We start from the raw sequence: 15,842 nt of genomic DNA on the forward strand, positions 1-15,842 counted from the left end.
TTTACCAGCGGTAGTGCGCGAAAGCGCGGTTGGCTTCTGCCATCTTGTGGGTGTCTTCACGCTTCTTCACGGCGGTGCCGCGGTTGTTGGCCGCGTCCATCAGCTCGCCGGAGAGGCGGTCGACCATGGTGGTCTCGTTGCGGTTGCGGGCCGCGGCGATCAGCCAACGGATCGCCAGCGCCTGGCGGCGCTCGGGGCGCACGTCGACCGGAACCTGGTAGGTGGCGCCGCCGACGCGACGCGAACGCACTTCCACATGCGGCGCGACATTGTCGAGCGCCTGATGGAAGACGGTGACCGGCTCCTGCTTGGTCTTCGACTGGACCTGGTCCAGCGCGCCGTAGACGATGGTCTCGGCAACCGACTTCTTGCCGTCATACATGACGGCATTCATGAACTTGGTGACGATCAGATCGCCGAACTTGGGATCCGGGTTGATCTCACGCTTTTCTGCACTGTGACGACGCGACATGGCTTTTGTCTCTCAATCTCGTAGCCCGGCGCATTCAAGCAGCACCAAGGCCGAAAATCTTACTTCGGACGCCTTACTTCGGACGCTTGGCGCCGTACTTCGAACGGCGCTGCTTGCGGTTCTTCACACCCTGCGTATCGAGCACGCCGCGGATGATGTGGTAGCGCACGCCCGGAAGATCCTTGACGCGGCCGCCGCGGATCATGACCACGGAGTGCTCCTGAAGGTTGTGACCTTCGCCGGGGATGTAACCGATCACTTCAAAACCATTGGTCAGGCGGATCTTGGCCACCTTGCGCAGCGCCGAGTTCGGCTTCTTCGGCGTCGTTGTATAGACGCGCGTGCAGACGCCCCGCTTCTGCGGGTTCTGCTGCATGGCCGGGACCTTGTTGCGCTTCACCGGCGCAATGCGCGGCTTGCGGATCAGCTGGTTGACGGTAGGCATTAAACCCTCTTGTCTCTCAATTCCGTGTCTCGTGCCGGTCAAGGCTCGCTCAAAGCGTCATTTCCATACGCAAATTCGGGCCACAAACCGCGCCTCGCGGTCTTGCCCGAACAAATCGCAGAGGAAGCGGAAACCGCTTCGTGCACGCCGGAAATGTCTTTTCGCTCGTAAAACGAACCCTGTTTGAGGCAAACTCCAAAGCGTGTCGCTTCGGAAGGGAGAGCCTCACATCGGTTCTGACTGGGCGGCTTCTACTCGTAAGCCCGCGAACCGTCAAGCCCGCAGTGGCAAATATTGCATCGAAGCCGGGACTTGGCAGCCATGCGAAAACCGCATGTAATTTTCTTTCGCGATTTTGCAATGCCGAGGAAGAAAGTGACCGGCTTTTGGCTTTTGCGCGCCCATGCTTCATGCGAAAAGGCGGCCTGAGCATCAACATCCCCTCGCCCGCGCTTGCCAGGAGGAATCAGCCGTGAACGACAATGAAGAACGCCCGGTCACCATCATCACCGGCCGGGTGTGGAAGCGCAAAGGCGGCAAGGTGGAAGGCGTGCATGTCATGCTGGTCGCTCCTGATGACGATTCGGCGGTGCGACGCGCCCTCGAATCGCTGGCGGCGGAAGGCTATGCCGAAGCCGAGCTCGACCAGATCGGCGATATGGACGGGGTGCCCGACGACGAGCCGCATCTGTCGGCCTACCAGGGCGCTCTCGAAGGCGAAGTGTCGATCGTCACCTTCGACGCGCCGATCTGATCATGGCGTGTCATGGGCGCGGTGTCCTTCCTTGCCCTCCTTGCCGTGACGCGATTCGTTCGGATAGCCGGCACGGCCGACGCTTGCCCGTCATGGCCGATCTGCTAAGAGACGCGCAGTCGTCCAAACCCGGCGGAGCCTCATGTCCTCATCCATCTCGCCCATCAGAATCAGCATTGTCGGCGTCGGCAAGATCGTCCGCGACCAACACCTTCCCGCCCTGGCCAAGGATCGGGATTACCAGCTGATCGCGGCGGCCAGCCGGCACGGCAAGGTCGACGGCATTGTGAATTTCCCCGACATCGAGACGATGCTTGGCGCGGTCCCCGAACTCGATGCAGTGTCGCTGTGCATGCCGCCGCAGTTCCGCTATGACGCCGCGCGCAAGGCGCTCGAGGCTGGGAAGCACGTTTTCCTGGAAAAGCCGCCCGGTGCCACGGTCAGCGAGGTCGAGGACCTGAAGGCGCTCGCGGCAAAACAAGGCGTCTCACTGTTCGCAAGCTGGCATTCGCGCTACGCGCCGGCGGTCGAAGCGGCGCGGACATTCCTCGCTTCGACCAAAATCAAATCGGCGGCGATCGTCTGGAAGGAAGATGTGCGCCGCTGGCACCCAAACCAGGACTGGATCTGGCAGCCTGGCGGCTTCGGCGTCTTCGATCCCGGCATCAACGCGCTGTCGATCGCAACCTACATACTGCCGGCAATGTACATCACTTCGGCCGTGCTCGACTTTCCGGTGAACCGTGACGCGCCGATCGCGGCCCAGGTCGCGTTCCGGGCAGCGAACGGATCGGATGTGACGATGGATCTCGACTGGTTGCAGACCGGACCGCAGAGCTGGGACATCCTGGCCGATACGGATGCCGGACAGATGGTGCTCTCGGGTGGTGGCTCGAAGCTCGCCGTCGAGGGCAATATCGTACACGAGGAGCCGGAAGCGGAATATCCGATGCTCTATCGGCGCTTTGCCGAAATCGTGCACGCCGGGACGTCGGATGTGGACCTTGCGCCGCTCCAGCACGTCGCCGACGCCTTCATGCTCGGCAAGCGCAACGTGGTCGAGGCGTTTTTCGACTGAGGTCGCCGGACCGCCTCGGCATCAATCGACAATCGCAATCGCAAACCCGTCATAGCCCTTGGCGCCCACCGTCTGGATGGCGGTGCCGTCCAGCCGTTTGTCGCCACCGATGAATGAAAATGCCGCGCGGGCGCCCTCGACATTGGCATCGCGTCCATCTTCATCCAGAACGGCACCATCGCGGATGACGTTGTCGCAGACGATAACCGTTCCTGACCGCGACAGCCGCAAGGCCCAGGCCAGATAGTTCGGGTTGTTCGGCTTGTCCGCGTCGATGAAGATGAGATCGAACGGGCCGGCATTCTCGCCGCCCAGTTCTGTGAGCGACTGGAGCGCCGAACCGACACGCAGTTCCACACGGTCCGCAACCCCTGCCCGCTCGAAATTCGAACGCGCGACCTTGGCATGGTGCGGATCGAGTTCGAGTGTCACGACCTTGCCGTCAGCAGGCAATCCCCGCGCCATCCAGATGGTCGAATAGCCACCCAGCGTGCCGATCTCGAGCACCTTCTTCGCGCCGCTGATGCGCACCAGCAGCGAGAGCAGCTTTCCTTGCGCCGCCGAGACGTCGATCGCCGGCAGGCCCTGGCGGCGGTTGGCCGCCAGAACCGCGTCGAGAACGGGATCCGCCTCGAAGAGAGAAGAAACGATGTAGTCATCGACAGCCGTCCAGGTCTTCGTGTTCATCCGCTTTCCTCCGATCGCAAAAATGAAAAAGCCGCCGGGTTGCCCCGACGGCTTCTGTTGCCTGAGATTTTTGCCGCCGCGCCTACTGCGCGGCGGTTGTCATGTCCGCCAGCATCGGCTCGGCGACTTCCACACCGGAGGCCTTGCGGCGCTCGTCGATGATCAGTTCGTCGCGCGAGGTGGCGATGCGCCGGATCTGGCTCATCGTGCCGCCGGTACCGGCGGGGATCAGCCGGCCGACGATGACGTTTTCCTTCAAGCCCTGCAGCATGTCGGTCTTGCCGGCAACCGCGGCTTCCGTCAGCACCCTGGTCGTCTCCTGGAAGGAGGCGGCCGAGATGAAGGACGGCGTCTGCAGCGATGCCTTGGTGATGCCCAAGAGCACCGGCTGGCCTTCGGCCGGCTTCTTGCCGTCCTCGACCAGGCGCTCGTTGACCTCTTCCAGTTCGATCACATCGACGTGGTCGCCCGGGATATAGGTCGAGTCGCCCTGCACCGTGATCTCGACCTTCTGCAGCATCTGGCGAACGATCACCTCGATGTGCTTGTCGTTGATCGAGACGCCCTGCAGGCGGTAGACTTCCTGGATCTCGTTGACTAGGTAGGAAGCAAGTGCCTCCACGCCCTTGATTGCCAGGATGTCGTGCGGCGCCGGATTGCCGTCGAGGATGTAGTCGCCCTTCTCGATGACGTCGCCGTCCTGGAGATGGAACGGCTTGCCCTTCGGGATCAGGTACTCGACCGGCTCGAGCGTCGAGTCGTGCGGCTCGATGATGATGCGGCGCTTGTTCTTGTAGTCGCGGCCGAAGCGGATCGTGCCATCGATCTCGGCGATGATGGCGTGATCCTTCGGACGACGTGCCTCGAACAGTTCGGCAACACGCGGCAGACCGCCGGTGATGTCCTTGGTCTTGGCGCTTTCCATCGGGATACGCGCCAGCACGTCGCCGGGGCGAACCTGAGCACCCGGCTCGACCGAGAGAATGGCCTCGACCGAGAGCAGGAAGCGGGCGTCGCCACCCTTCGACAGCTTGCCGACCTTGCCCTTGGTGTCCAGGATGGCAATCGCGGGCTTGAGGTCGTTGCCACGCGGCGTCGAACGCCAGTCGATGACCTCACGCTTGGTGATGCCGGTCGACTCGTCGGCCGTTTCCTGAACGGAAATGCCGTCGACCAGATCCTCATACGACACCTTGCCCTCGATTTCAGTGAGGACAGGACGGGTATAGGGATCCCACTCGGCGATACGCTGACCGCGCTTCACCTTGTCGCCATCGTCCACGAAGATGCGCGAACCATAGGTGACACGGTGCGTGGCGCGCTCCTTGCCGGCTTCGTCGAGGATCAGAACCGCCATGTTGCGGCCCATGACCATCTGCTGGCCGTCCGAGTTGCGCACCACGTTGCGGTTGCGGATCTCGACCTTGCCCTCATAGGAGGCTTCAAGGAACGAGCTATCCACCACCTGCGCCGTACCGCCCATGTGGAAGGTACGCATGGTGAGCTGCGTGCCCGGCTCGCCGATCGACTGCGCCGCGATGACGCCGACGGCTTCGCCCTGGTTGACCGGGGTGCCGCGGGCCAGATCGCGTCCGTAGCAGACCGCGCAGACGCCGATCCTGACTTCGCAGGTCAGGGCCGAGCGAATGCGGACCGACTGCACGCCGGCCTTTTCGATCTGCTCGACGTCACGCTCGTCCATCAGCGTTCCGGCCTTGACCAGAACCTCGCCCGACACCGGATGGGTGATGTCGTCGAGCGATGTACGGCCCAGCACGCGCTGGCCGACCGAAGCGACGACCTGACCGGCATCGACGATCGGCTGCATGGTGAGGCCCTTGTCGGTGCCGCAATCCACGGAGTTGACGATGCAGTCCTGCGCCACGTCGACCAGACGACGGGTGAGGTAACCCGAGTTCGCCGTCTTCAAGGCGGTATCGGCCAGACCCTTGCGGGCGCCGTGGGTCGAGTTGAAATACTCGAGCACGGTCAGGCCTTCCTTGAAGTTCGAGATGATCGGCGTCTCGATGATTTCACCCGACGGCTTGGCCATCAGGCCGCGCATGCCGGCGAGCTGGCGCATCTGGGTGGGCGAGCCGCGCGCACCGGAGTGCGACATCATGTAGATCGAGTTCATCGGCTTCTGACGGCCGTTGTCCTCGAACTCGACCGCCTTGATGCGGGCCATCATTTCGTCGGCGACCTTTTCCGAGCACTTGGCCCAGGCGTCGACGACCTTATTGTACTTCTCGCCCTGCGTGATCAGGCCGTCATTGTACTGCTGCTCGTACTCCTTGGCCAAAGCCTCGGTGTCCGACACCAGCTTGATCTTGGTGTCCGGGATCAGCATGTCGTCCTTGCCGAACGAAATGCCGGCACGGCAGGCATGGGCAAAGCCGAGCGCCATGATGCGGTCGCAGAAAATGACCGTCTCCTTCTGACCGCAATGGCGGTAGACGGTGTCGATCATCTTGGAGATGTTCTTCTTGGTCATCTCCTGGTTGGCGGTCTCATAGGGCACGTTGACGTTCTTCGGCAGAAGCTCGCCAATGATCATGCGGCCAGGCGTGGTGTCATGGATTTTCGACACGACCTTTCCTTCGGCGTCGACCGTGCGGAAGCGGCCCTTGATCTTGGCGTGGAGGGTCACAGCCTTGGTCTCGAGCGCGTGCTGGAGTTCGCCCATGTCGGCAAACACCATGCCCTCGCCCGGCTCGTTCTGGTTGACGATCGAGAGGTAGTAGAGACCCAGGACCATGTCCTGCGACGGCACGATGATCGGCGCGCCGGAAGCCGGGTGCAGGATGTTGTTGGTCGACATCATCAGCACGCGGGCTTCCAACTGCGCTTCCAGCGACAGCGGCACGTGAACGGCCATCTGGTCGCCGTCGAAGTCGGCGTTGAAGGCCGTGCAGACCAGCGGGTGAAGCTGGATCGCCTTGCCTTCGATCAGGATCGGCTCGAACGCCTGGATGCCGAGGCGGTGCAGCGTCGGAGCGCGATTCAAGAGAACCGGATGCTCGCGGATGACCTCATCGAGGATATCCCAGACTTCCGGACGCTCCTTCTCGACCAGCTTCTTGGCCTGCTTGACGGTCGAGGAGTAACCCTTGGCGTCGAGACGGGCGTAGATGAAGGGCTTGAACAGTTCGAGCGCCATCTTCTTCGGCAGGCCGCACTGGTGCAGCTTGAGCTCCGGACCGGTGACGATGACCGAGCGTCCGGAATAGTCGACGCGCTTGCCGAGCAGGTTCTGACGGAACCGGCCCTGCTTGCCCTTGAGCATGTCGGACAGCGACTTCAGCGGACGCTTGTTGGCGCCGGTGATGACGCGGCCGCGACGGCCGTTGTCGAACAGCGCATCGACGGCTTCCTGCAGCATGCGCTTTTCATTGCGCACGATGATGCCCGGCGCCCGCAGCTCGATCAGCCGCTTCAGGCGGTTGTTGCGGTTGATGACGCGGCGGTAGAGATCGTTCAGATCGGACGTCGCGAAACGACCGCCGTCCAGCGGGACGAGCGGGCGCAGGTCCGGCGGGATCACCGGAACCACCTTCATGATCATCCATTCCGGACGGTTGCCGGATTCCATGAAGTTCTCGACGACCTTGAGCCGCTTCAGATACTTCTTCTGCTTCAGCTCGGACGTGGTCGACGCCAGTTCCGAACGCAGGTCGCCGGCGATCTTCTCCAGGTCCATGCCGGCCAGAAGGTCATGAATGGCCTCGGCGCCGATCATGGCGGTGAAACTGTCCTCGCCATATTCGTCGACGGCGATCATGTACTCTTCCTCGCTGAGCAGCTGGTGCTCCTTCAGCGCGGTGAGGCCAGGCTCGGTGACGATGTAGTTCTCGAAGTAGAGGACGCGCTCGATATCCTTCAGCGTCATGTCGAGCAGGGTGCCGATGCGCGAGGGCAGCGACTTCAGGAACCAGATGTGAGCGACGGGAGCCGCCAGCTCGATATGGCCCATGCGCTCGCGGCGGACGCGCGACAGCGTGACTTCGACGCCGCACTTCTCGCAGATCACGCCCTTGTACTTCATGCGCTTGTACTTGCCGCACAGGCATTCATAGTCCTTGATCGGGCCAAAAATGCGCGCGCAGAACAGACCGTCACGCTCCGGCTTGAAGGTGCGGTAGTTGATGGTCTCCGGCTTCTTGATCTCGCCGAACGACCAGGACAGAATCTTCTCAGGGCTGGCAAGCGAAATCCGGATGGAATCGAACACCTGCGCAGGCGCCTGCGGATTGAAGAGATTCATGACCTCTTGGTTCATGCCGTTCTCCTTTTCGGGGTCCTCGAAAACCCCTTGCATCTAACGCGGGCCGAATGCCCGCTGAGTGGTCGGCCCACCGGCCGAAGAATTGGTGCATCCGGTCGCGAGAGCCCTCTCCCGCGCCCGGATGTCTTGTTTACTCGGCCGCGCCCCTATTCGGCAGCATCGGGCAGCCGGATCGGGTTGTCGTCGAGCTTGGTGTTCTCGAGCTCGACATTGAGGCCGAGAGACCGCATTTCCTTGACGAGCACGTTGAAGCTCTCGGGAATGCCTGCCTCGAACGTGTCGTCGCCACGCACGATCGCCTCGTAGACCTTGGTGCGGCCGGCGACGTCGTCCGACTTCACCGTCAGCATTTCCTGCAGCGTGTAAGCGGCGCCGTAGGCTTCCAGTGCCCAGACCTCCATCTCGCCGAAGCGCTGGCCGCCGAACTGCGCCTTGCCGCCCAGCGGCTGCTGGGTGACGAGCGAGTACGGACCGATCGAACGCGCGTGGATCTTGTCGTCCACGAGGTGGTGAAGCTTGAGCATGTAGATATAGCCCATCGTCACCTTGCGATCGAACGGCTCGCCGGTGCGTCCGTCATAGAGCTGCGACTGACCGCTGGTGTGCAGGCCCGCCTGCTCCAGCATGATGTTGATGTCAGCCTCATGCGCGCCGTCGAACACCGGGGTCGCGATGGAGACGCCGCGGCGCATCTGCTCGCTCAGGCGAACGATGCTCTCGTCGTCATATTCGCGAACCGGCTCGTTGCGGTCGTTGGCCGGCATGAAGCTCTCGAGCGTCTTGCGCAGCGGCTTGATGTCGCCGGCTGTCTTGTACGCATCGATAAGCTCGCCGATCTTCCTGCCCATGCCAGCGCAGGCCCAGCCCAGATGCGTTTCCAGGATCTGGCCGACATTCATGCGGCTCGGCACACCCAGCGGGTTGAGCACGATATCGGCATGCGTGCCGTCCTCGAGGAAAGGCATGTCCTCGACCGGAACGATACGCGACACGACACCCTTGTTGCCGTGACGGCCGGCCATCTTGTCGCCGGGCTGCATCTTGCGCTTCACCGCCACGAAGACCTTGACCATCTTCATGACGCCCGGAGGCATTTCGTCGCCGCGCTGCACCTTCTCGACCTTGTCCATGAAGCGCTGTTCGAGCGCCTTCTTGGAATCGTCGTACTGGCCACGCAGGGCTTCCAGTTCGCTCTGGAGCTTTTCGTTCTCCACCGCAAACTGCCACCACTGCGAACGCGGATACTCGTCGAGCGTGTCCTTGGACAGCGTCGAGCCCTTCTTGAAGCCCTTCGGTCCAGCGATCGCTTCCTTGCCGACGAGAACGTCGGAAAGACGCGCATAGACGTTACGGTCCAGAATGGCCTGCTCGTCGTCGCGATCCTTGGCGAGGCGTTCGATCTCCTCGCGCTCGATCGCCATGGCGCGCTCGTCCTTCTCCACACCGTGGCGATTGAACACGCGCACCTCGACGACGGTGCCGAAAGTGCCCGGAGGCATGCGCATCGAAGTGTCGCGCACGTCGGAAGCCTTTTCGCCGAAGATGGCGCGCAGAAGCTTCTCTTCCGGCGTCATCGGGCTCTCGCCCTTCGGCGTGATCTTGCCGACCAGGATGTCGCCCGGCTGCACTTCCGCACCGATATAGACGATGCCGGCTTCGTCGAGGTTCTTCAGCGCTTCTTCCGAGACGTTTGGAATATCGCGCGTGATTTCCTCCGGACCGAGCTTGGTATCGCGCGCCATGACCTCGAACTCCTCGATGTGGATCGAGGTGAAGACGTCGTCGGCCACGATACGCTCGGAGAGCAGGATCGAGTCCTCGTAGTTGTAGCCGTTCCACGGCATGAACGCGACCAGCACGTTGCGGCCGAGCGCCAGATCACCAAGCTCGGTCGACGGACCGTCGGCGATGATGTCGCCCTTGTTGACCCGGTCACCCATGCGCACCAGCGGACGCTGGTTGATGCAGGTGTTCTGGTTCGAGCGCTGGAACTTCATCAGCCGGTAGATGTCGACGCCGGACTTGCCCGGATCGAGATCCTCGGTGGCGCGGATAACGATACGCGTCGCGTCCACCTGGTCGACGATGCCGCCACGACGCGCGCCGATGGCGGCGCCCGAGTCACGGGCGACGATCGGCTCCATGCCGGTGCCGACGAACGGCGCCTCGGCGCGCACCAGCGGCACGGCCTGGCGCTGCATGTTCGAGCCCATTAGAGCGCGGTTGGCGTCGTCGTTCTCGAGGAACGGGATGAGCGCCGCGGCAACAGACACCATCTGCTTGGGCGACACGTCCATCAGGTCGACGTTTTCGCGCGGCGCCATCATCACTTCGCCGGCGCTGCGGCAAATGACGAACTCGTCGACGAAGCCGCCATTCTTGTCGAGCTCGGCGTTGGCCTGCGCGACATGGTGCTTGGCCTCTTCCATCGCCGAGAGATAGACGACGTCATTGGTCAGCTTGCCGTCAACGATCTTGCGGTACGGGCTTTCGATGAAGCCGTACTTGTTGACGCGCGCGAAGGTCGCCAGCGAGTTGATCAGACCGATATTCGGGCCTTCCGGCGTCTCGATCGGGCAGATACGGCCGTAATGCGTCGGGTGCACGTCGCGCACTTCGAAGCCGGCACGCTCGCGGGTCAGACCGCCCGGCCCAAGCGCCGAGAGACGACGCTTGTGGGTGATCTCCGACAGCGGGTTGGTCTGGTCCATGAACTGCGACAGCTGTGAGGAACCGAAGAACTCGCGCACGGCGGCGGCCGCCGGCTTGGCGTTGATCAGGTCCTGCGGCATGACCGTGTCGATCTCGATCGAGGACATGCGTTCCTTGATCGCGCGCTCCATGCGCAGCAGGCCGACGCGGTACTGGTTCTCCATCAGCTCGCCGACCGAACGCACACGGCGGTTGCCGAGATTGTCGATGTCGTCGATCTCGCCCTTGCCGTCACGCAGTTCGACCAGCGTCCTGACCACGGCCAGGATGTCGTCCTTGCGCAGCACGCGCACGGTGTCCTCGGCCTTGAGCTCGAGGCGCATGTTCATCTTGACGCGGCCGACGGCGGACAGGTCGTAGCGCTCGCTGTCGAAGAACAGCGAGTTGAACATGGCTTCGGCGGTCTCGAGCGTCGGCGGCTCGCCCGGGCGCATGACACGGTAGATGTCGAACAGCGCGTCCTGGCGGCTCTCGTTCTTGTCGACGGCGAGCGTGTTGCGGATATAGGCGCCGACATTGACATGGTCGATGTCGAGGACCTGGATCTCCTGCTCGCCGGTGCCGAGCAGCACCTTGAGCGTCTTGTCGTCGATCTCGTCCCCGGCCTCGAGGAAAATTTCGCCGGTGGCGTAGTTGACGATGTCCTCGGCCAGGTAGTTGCCGAGCAGATCCTCGTCGGTCGCCTTAATCGCCTTGAGACCCTTTTCGCCGAGCTGGCGTGCCTGGCGAGCGGTGATCTTCTTGCCCGCCTCGACGACGATCTCGCCGGTGTCGGCATCGACCAGGTCGCCGACGGCCTTGAGGCCGCGGAAACGCTCGACGTTGAAGGGAATGCGCCAATGGTCGCCGGCGCGCTTGTAGGTGATCTTATTGTAGAAGGTCGACAGGATCTCCTCGCCGTCCATGCCAAGCGCCATCAGCAGCGACGTCACCGGAATCTTGCGGCGACGGTCGATGCGGGCGTGCACGACGTCCTTGGAATCGAACTCGATGTCGAGCCACGAGCCACGATAGGGGATCACACGGGCGGCAAACAGAAGCTTGCCCGACGAGTGCGACTTGCCCTTGTCGTGGTCGAAGAAGACGCCCGGCGAGCGGTGCATCTGCGAGACGATGACGCGCTCGGTGCCGTTGACGATAAAGGTGCCGTTCAAGGTCATGAGCGGCATGTCGCCCATGTAGACGTCCTGCTCCTTGATGTCCTTGATCGACTTGGCACCGGTATCCTCGTCGATATCGAACACGATGAGGCGCAGCGTCACCTTCAGCGGCGCGGCATAGGTCAGGTCGCGCTGACGGCATTCGTCAACGTCGAATTTCGGTCCTTCGAACTCGTACTTCACGAACTCCAGCATGGAGGAGCCGGAAAAATCGGAGATCGGGAAGACCGACTTGAAAACAGCCTGCAGTCCTTCGTCGGGACGCCCGCCCTTGGGCTCGTCCACCATCAGGAACTGGTCATAGGATGCCTTCTGAACCTCGATAAGGTTCGGCATCTCCGCAACTTCCGGGATCTTCCCGAAGAACTTGCGTACGCGTCTGCGGCCATTGAAAGTCTGGGTCTGGGCCATCGTCGCTCCTTAGCTCTAAACTCGGGACGAACCTCGCCGCGGTTCGTCTTGCATACTGAGCCACCTGGGCGGCGGCTCTCTGTCTGTTCTCCGGCCGCCTCTCCAATTGCTTGGCGGTTACCGGCTAAAACGGGAGAAAACCCGTTTCCTGAAGGCCGGTTTACGGCCCTCAGGAAAGAGGTTTTCGTACATCTCGCGTCACGCAGCCTCCCCTGGTCACCCAAGGGAGTGGCGGACGGCGCGAGGCCGCCCGCCGCTTTTTACGCTTACTTCAGGTCGACCTTGGCGCCGGCTGCTTCCAGCTGCGCCTTGAACTTGTCAGCATCGGCCTTGGAAACGCCTTCCTTGACCGGCTTCGGAGCCGCTTCGACCAGGTCCTTGGCTTCCTTGAGGCCAAGACCGGTGATGGCGCGGACTTCCTTGATGACGTTGATCTTCTGAGCGCCGGCCTCGGTGAGAACGACGTCGAATTCCGTCTTTTCCTCGACCGGGGCAGCAGCAGCGGCAGCACCGCCAGCAGCGGCAACCGCCACCGGAGCAGCAGCCGAAACGCCCCACTTTTCTTCCAGAAGCTTCGACAGCTCAGCCGCCTCGAGGACGGTCAGCTTCGAAAGGTCGTCTACGATCTTTGCCAGATCAGCCATTGTTGTGTTCCTTCGTTAGGTTCGAACGTGTGTTTTTGATAGCGAGGAACGGCCTCATGCCGCCTCGTCCTTCCGGGCGTAAGCGCCGATGACGCGCGCGACCGAGGCCGCTGGCGCATTGACGATCTGGGCGATCCGGGTTGCCGGCGTGGCGATCATGCCAACCAGCCTGGCGCGCAGCTCATCGAGCGACGGAAGTGTGGCGAGTGCCTTCACACCGTCGGCGTTGAGCGAGGTGGTGCCCATTGCGCCGCCGAGAATGACGAGCTTGTCATTCCCCTTGGCGAAATCGGACGCGACCTTCGGCGCCGCAATCGGATCCTCCGAATAGGCGATCAGCGTCTGTCCCTTGAACAGCTCGATGATCGATGCGGAGTCCGTGCCCTGAAGAGCGATTTTGGCGAGACGGTTCTTCGCGACTTTAACGGTGCCACCGGCAGCGCGCATCTTCGACCGAAGGTCGTTCATTTGCGCGACGGTGATACCGGCATAGTGGGCCACGACGACTGAACCCGCGCCCGAAAACGCATCATTCAGGCCCGTGACGAGTTCGCGTTTTTCCGCTCTGTCCACTGCCTATCTCCAGTTGACCCCAGTCCTGCCAATGGGAACATTCCCATTTCGAGGACAGGCGTCGGGTTGCCTTTTGCCGGCCGGGCCATCCAGTAACGGATCTCCCGAACGACGCTCGAGGATCCTGCCCCCTTTCGCCACATCGACGGCAAAGCCGGCGATGCGCAGACAAAAGGCAAACACGGTTCGAACCTTTCATTGGAGCTTGTTGCTCCGTTGTCCGGTTTTCACCCGTCTCATGCAGGCCCACATGAATTAAGGCCCTCCTCTTGAATCAAGGTTCGGGCCGCCCGCAATCTCGGACAGGATGTCCGGAAGCCTTCCGGCTTCCGGTACCGGGCCCAGGATAAATCCAAGGCCCGGAATTCAGTCACGGATCAGCCTTCGAAAGGCCAACCCAAATCCAATCAGGACGCGGCGAGCGTCGAGACGTCGAGCTTGAGGCCCGGGCCCATCGTCGAGGTGACGGACACCTTCTTGACGTAGTTGCCCTTGGCGCCAGCCGGCTTTGCCTTGGTCACCGCATCGGCGAAGGCACGGACGTTCTCTTCCAGCGCCTTGACGTCGAAAGAGACCTTGCCGACACCGGCATGAACGATGCCGGCCTTCTCGACACGGAACTCGACCGCGCCGCCCTTCGAAGCCTTGACGGCCGCGGCGACATCGGTGGTGACGGTGCCGACCTTCGGGTTCGGCATCATGCCGCGCGGGCCGAGCACCTTACCGAGACGGCCGACGAGCGGCATCATGTCCGGCGTGGCGATGCAGCGATCGAAATCGATCGTGCCCTTCTGGACGATGTCGACCAGATCCTCGGCACCGACGATGTCGGCACCGGCGGCCTTGGCCTCTTCGGCCTTGTCGCCACGGGCGAACACGGCGACACGGACCGAGCGGCCGGTGCCGTTCGGCAGGTTGACCACGCCGCGAACCATCTGGTCGGCATGACGCGGGTCTACGCCGAGGTTCATGGCCACTTCGATGGTCTCGTCGAACTTGACCGAGGAACGATCCTTGAGCAGCTTCAGCGCATCACCGAGCGCGTAAGCCTTGTTGGGATCGATGCCTTCACGGGTCTTCGATACACGCTTTGCAATCTTTGCCATGATCTTAGCCCACCACTTCCAGACCCATCGAGCGGGCGGAGCCCTCGACCATGCGCATGGCCGCTTCGACGTCGTTCGCGTTCAGATCCTTCATCTTGGCGGTCGCGATTTCGCGAACCTTGTCGCGCGAAACCGTGCCAGCCTTGACCTTGCCCGGCTCCTTCGAGCCCGACTTCAGGTTCGCGGCCTTCTTCAGGAAGTAGCTCACCGGGGGCGTCTTCATGACGAAGGTGAACGACTTGTCCTGGTAATAGGTGATGACGACCGGAACCGGCGATCCCTTTTCCATTTCCTGGGTCTGCGCGTTGAACGCCTTGCAGAACTCCATGATGTTGATGCCACGCTGACCAAGTGCCGGGCCGATCGGGGGAGACGGCGTGGCCGATCCCGCGGAGACCTGGAGCTTGAGCTGGCCTGCAATTTTCTTAGCCATCTCTTTTCCTGCCTTTGTCTATGCCGGCCCCACGATCTGGGAAACACCGGCGGTTGCAGTCTGGTGGTGCGGTTCTTGCGGCCGGCTAAAGCCGCCTTCGCCTCCCACCGTTCTCAAGCCGCGCGTTGCCGCGCCGCCTCCCCTGATCGCCGGACCGGCATCAGGGATTTCGGATCAGCCCTTTTCGACCTGTCCGAATTCCAGATCGACGGGCACGGCGCGCCCGAAGATCGAAACTTCCACCTTGAGCCGCGCCCGCTCCTCGTCCACTTCCTGGACGAAACCGTTGAACGACGCGAAGGGACCATCCGAAACGCGGATCGCCTCGCCGATCTCGAAGGTGACCGAGGGCTTCGGCCGCTCGACGCCTTCCTGCACCTGGTTCAGGATGCGCTGGGCTTCGGCCTCGGTGATCGGCACCGGCTTGGAGTCGCCGAGAAAACCAGTAACTTTCGGCGTGTTCTTGACCAGCGAGAACACGGCGTCGGTCAGGTTGGCCTTCAAGAGCACGTAGCCTGGGAAGAACTTGCGCTCGGCGTCGACCTTCCGGCCGCGACGAACTTCGACGACCTTCTCGGTCGGCACCACGATCTGCTCGATATCGGCGGACAGGCCCTTCTGCTTGGCCTTGTTCTCGATGTCCTCGGCGACCTTCTTCTCGAAGTTCGAATAGGCGTGGACGATGTACCAGCGCGTAGCCATTTTTTTCGACTTCTCCTAATCGCCGGACTTAGCGTCCAATGCCCAGAATCTGCTCGACCGCGAGGCCCATGAGCTGATCGGCGGTGAAGAAGAAGATCATCGCAATCACAGCAAAGGCCAGGACCATGACCGTCGAGATCATCGTCTCGCGGCGCGACGGCCAAGTCACCTTGGCTGTCTCCGCGCGCACCTGCTGGAGAAAGACGAAAGGATTTGTGGTTTTCGAAGCCATATGCCGCCTGTCTTCAAGACCCGTTGGCCGGGCCCCCTGGATGATCCCGCTGGCCGGGACGTGCCGCCTGAGCCCAATCCTGCGCCGAATCAGCACAATCATTTCGCCCATGCAAATCAGACGCGTAAAGCCGGCTTCCCAGCTCCAC

Annotated in this window: 13 protein-coding genes; 2 read left to right on the top strand and 11 right to left on the bottom strand. The window is 62.3% G+C overall.

Going from position 1 to position 15,842, the window contains the following annotated elements; translation table 11 throughout:
* Window position 1: 1 nt before the first annotated feature.
* Window positions 2-472, bottom strand: coding sequence for a 30S ribosomal protein S7 (gene rpsG / locus LB555_RS02885; RefSeq protein WP_008875664.1), 471 nt, complete (start codon window positions 470-472; stop codon window positions 2-4).
* Window positions 473-545: 73 nt separating this feature from the next.
* Window positions 546-917 (bottom strand): 30S ribosomal protein S12, encoded by a 372-nt coding sequence (gene rpsL, locus LB555_RS02890; RefSeq protein ID WP_006333356.1) that lies wholly within the window; start codon window positions 915-917, stop codon window positions 546-548.
* 472 nt (window positions 918-1,389) lie between these two features.
* Between rpsL and LB555_RS02895 the strand changes: the two genes are divergently transcribed.
* Both LB555_RS02895 and LB555_RS02900 read left to right on the top strand, forming a co-directional pair.
* Window positions 1,390-1,671, top strand: coding sequence for a hypothetical protein (locus LB555_RS02895; RefSeq protein WP_015317988.1), 282 nt, complete (start codon window positions 1,390-1,392; stop codon window positions 1,669-1,671).
* Window positions 1,672-1,825: 154 nt separating this feature from the next.
* Window positions 1,826-2,749 (top strand): Gfo/Idh/MocA family protein, encoded by a 924-nt coding sequence (locus LB555_RS02900; RefSeq protein ID WP_224682434.1) that lies wholly within the window; start codon window positions 1,826-1,828, stop codon window positions 2,747-2,749.
* Window positions 2,750-2,770: 21 nt separating this feature from the next.
* Here LB555_RS02900 and LB555_RS02905 read toward each other — a convergent pair whose 3' ends face one another.
* The 9 genes from LB555_RS02905 to secE all read right to left on the bottom strand — a co-directional run bounded on the left by LB555_RS02905 (window position 2,771) and on the right by secE (window position 15,694).
* Entirely contained in the window at window positions 2,771-3,436 is a 666-nt protein-coding gene (locus LB555_RS02905; RefSeq protein ID WP_224599717.1) for an O-methyltransferase, read from the bottom strand.
* Window positions 3,437-3,518: 82 nt separating this feature from the next.
* Complete coding sequence (rpoC, locus tag LB555_RS02910) at window positions 3,519-7,715, bottom strand: DNA-directed RNA polymerase subunit beta' (protein ID WP_015317991.1); 4,197 nt, start codon at window positions 7,713-7,715, stop codon at window positions 3,519-3,521.
* Between the two features lie 152 nt (window positions 7,716-7,867).
* Window positions 7,868-12,004, bottom strand: a complete 4,137-nt coding sequence (rpoB, locus tag LB555_RS02915; RefSeq protein WP_015317992.1) for a DNA-directed RNA polymerase subunit beta — start codon at window positions 12,002-12,004, stop codon at window positions 7,868-7,870.
* A 266-nt stretch (window positions 12,005-12,270) separates the two neighbouring features.
* Window positions 12,271-12,648, bottom strand: a complete 378-nt coding sequence (gene rplL, locus LB555_RS02920; protein ID WP_015317993.1) for a 50S ribosomal protein L7/L12 — start codon at window positions 12,646-12,648, stop codon at window positions 12,271-12,273.
* 54 nt (window positions 12,649-12,702) lie between these two features.
* Complete coding sequence (rplJ, locus tag LB555_RS02925) at window positions 12,703-13,221, bottom strand: 50S ribosomal protein L10 (RefSeq protein WP_015317994.1); 519 nt, start codon at window positions 13,219-13,221, stop codon at window positions 12,703-12,705.
* 407 nt (window positions 13,222-13,628) lie between these two features.
* A complete protein-coding gene (rplA, locus tag LB555_RS02930; RefSeq protein ID WP_023775355.1) occupies window positions 13,629-14,327 on the bottom strand; it encodes a 50S ribosomal protein L1 in 699 nt (232 codons plus the stop codon).
* A gap of 4 nt (window positions 14,328-14,331) precedes the next feature.
* Window positions 14,332-14,760, bottom strand: coding sequence for a 50S ribosomal protein L11 (rplK, locus tag LB555_RS02935; protein ID WP_010909262.1), 429 nt, complete (start codon window positions 14,758-14,760; stop codon window positions 14,332-14,334).
* Window positions 14,761-14,934: 174 nt separating this feature from the next.
* Entirely contained in the window at window positions 14,935-15,462 is a 528-nt protein-coding gene (nusG, locus tag LB555_RS02940; RefSeq protein ID WP_015317996.1) for a transcription termination/antitermination protein NusG, read from the bottom strand.
* A 28-nt stretch (window positions 15,463-15,490) separates the two neighbouring features.
* Window positions 15,491-15,694, bottom strand: a complete 204-nt coding sequence (gene secE, locus LB555_RS02945; RefSeq protein ID WP_013531408.1) for a preprotein translocase subunit SecE — start codon at window positions 15,692-15,694, stop codon at window positions 15,491-15,493.
* Window positions 15,695-15,842: the final 148 nt, after the last annotated feature.

This window comes from Mesorhizobium sp. BR-1-1-10 (assembly GCF_020165595.1).
GTDB classification, from domain to species: domain Bacteria; phylum Pseudomonadota; class Alphaproteobacteria; order Rhizobiales; family Rhizobiaceae; genus Mesorhizobium; species Mesorhizobium australicum.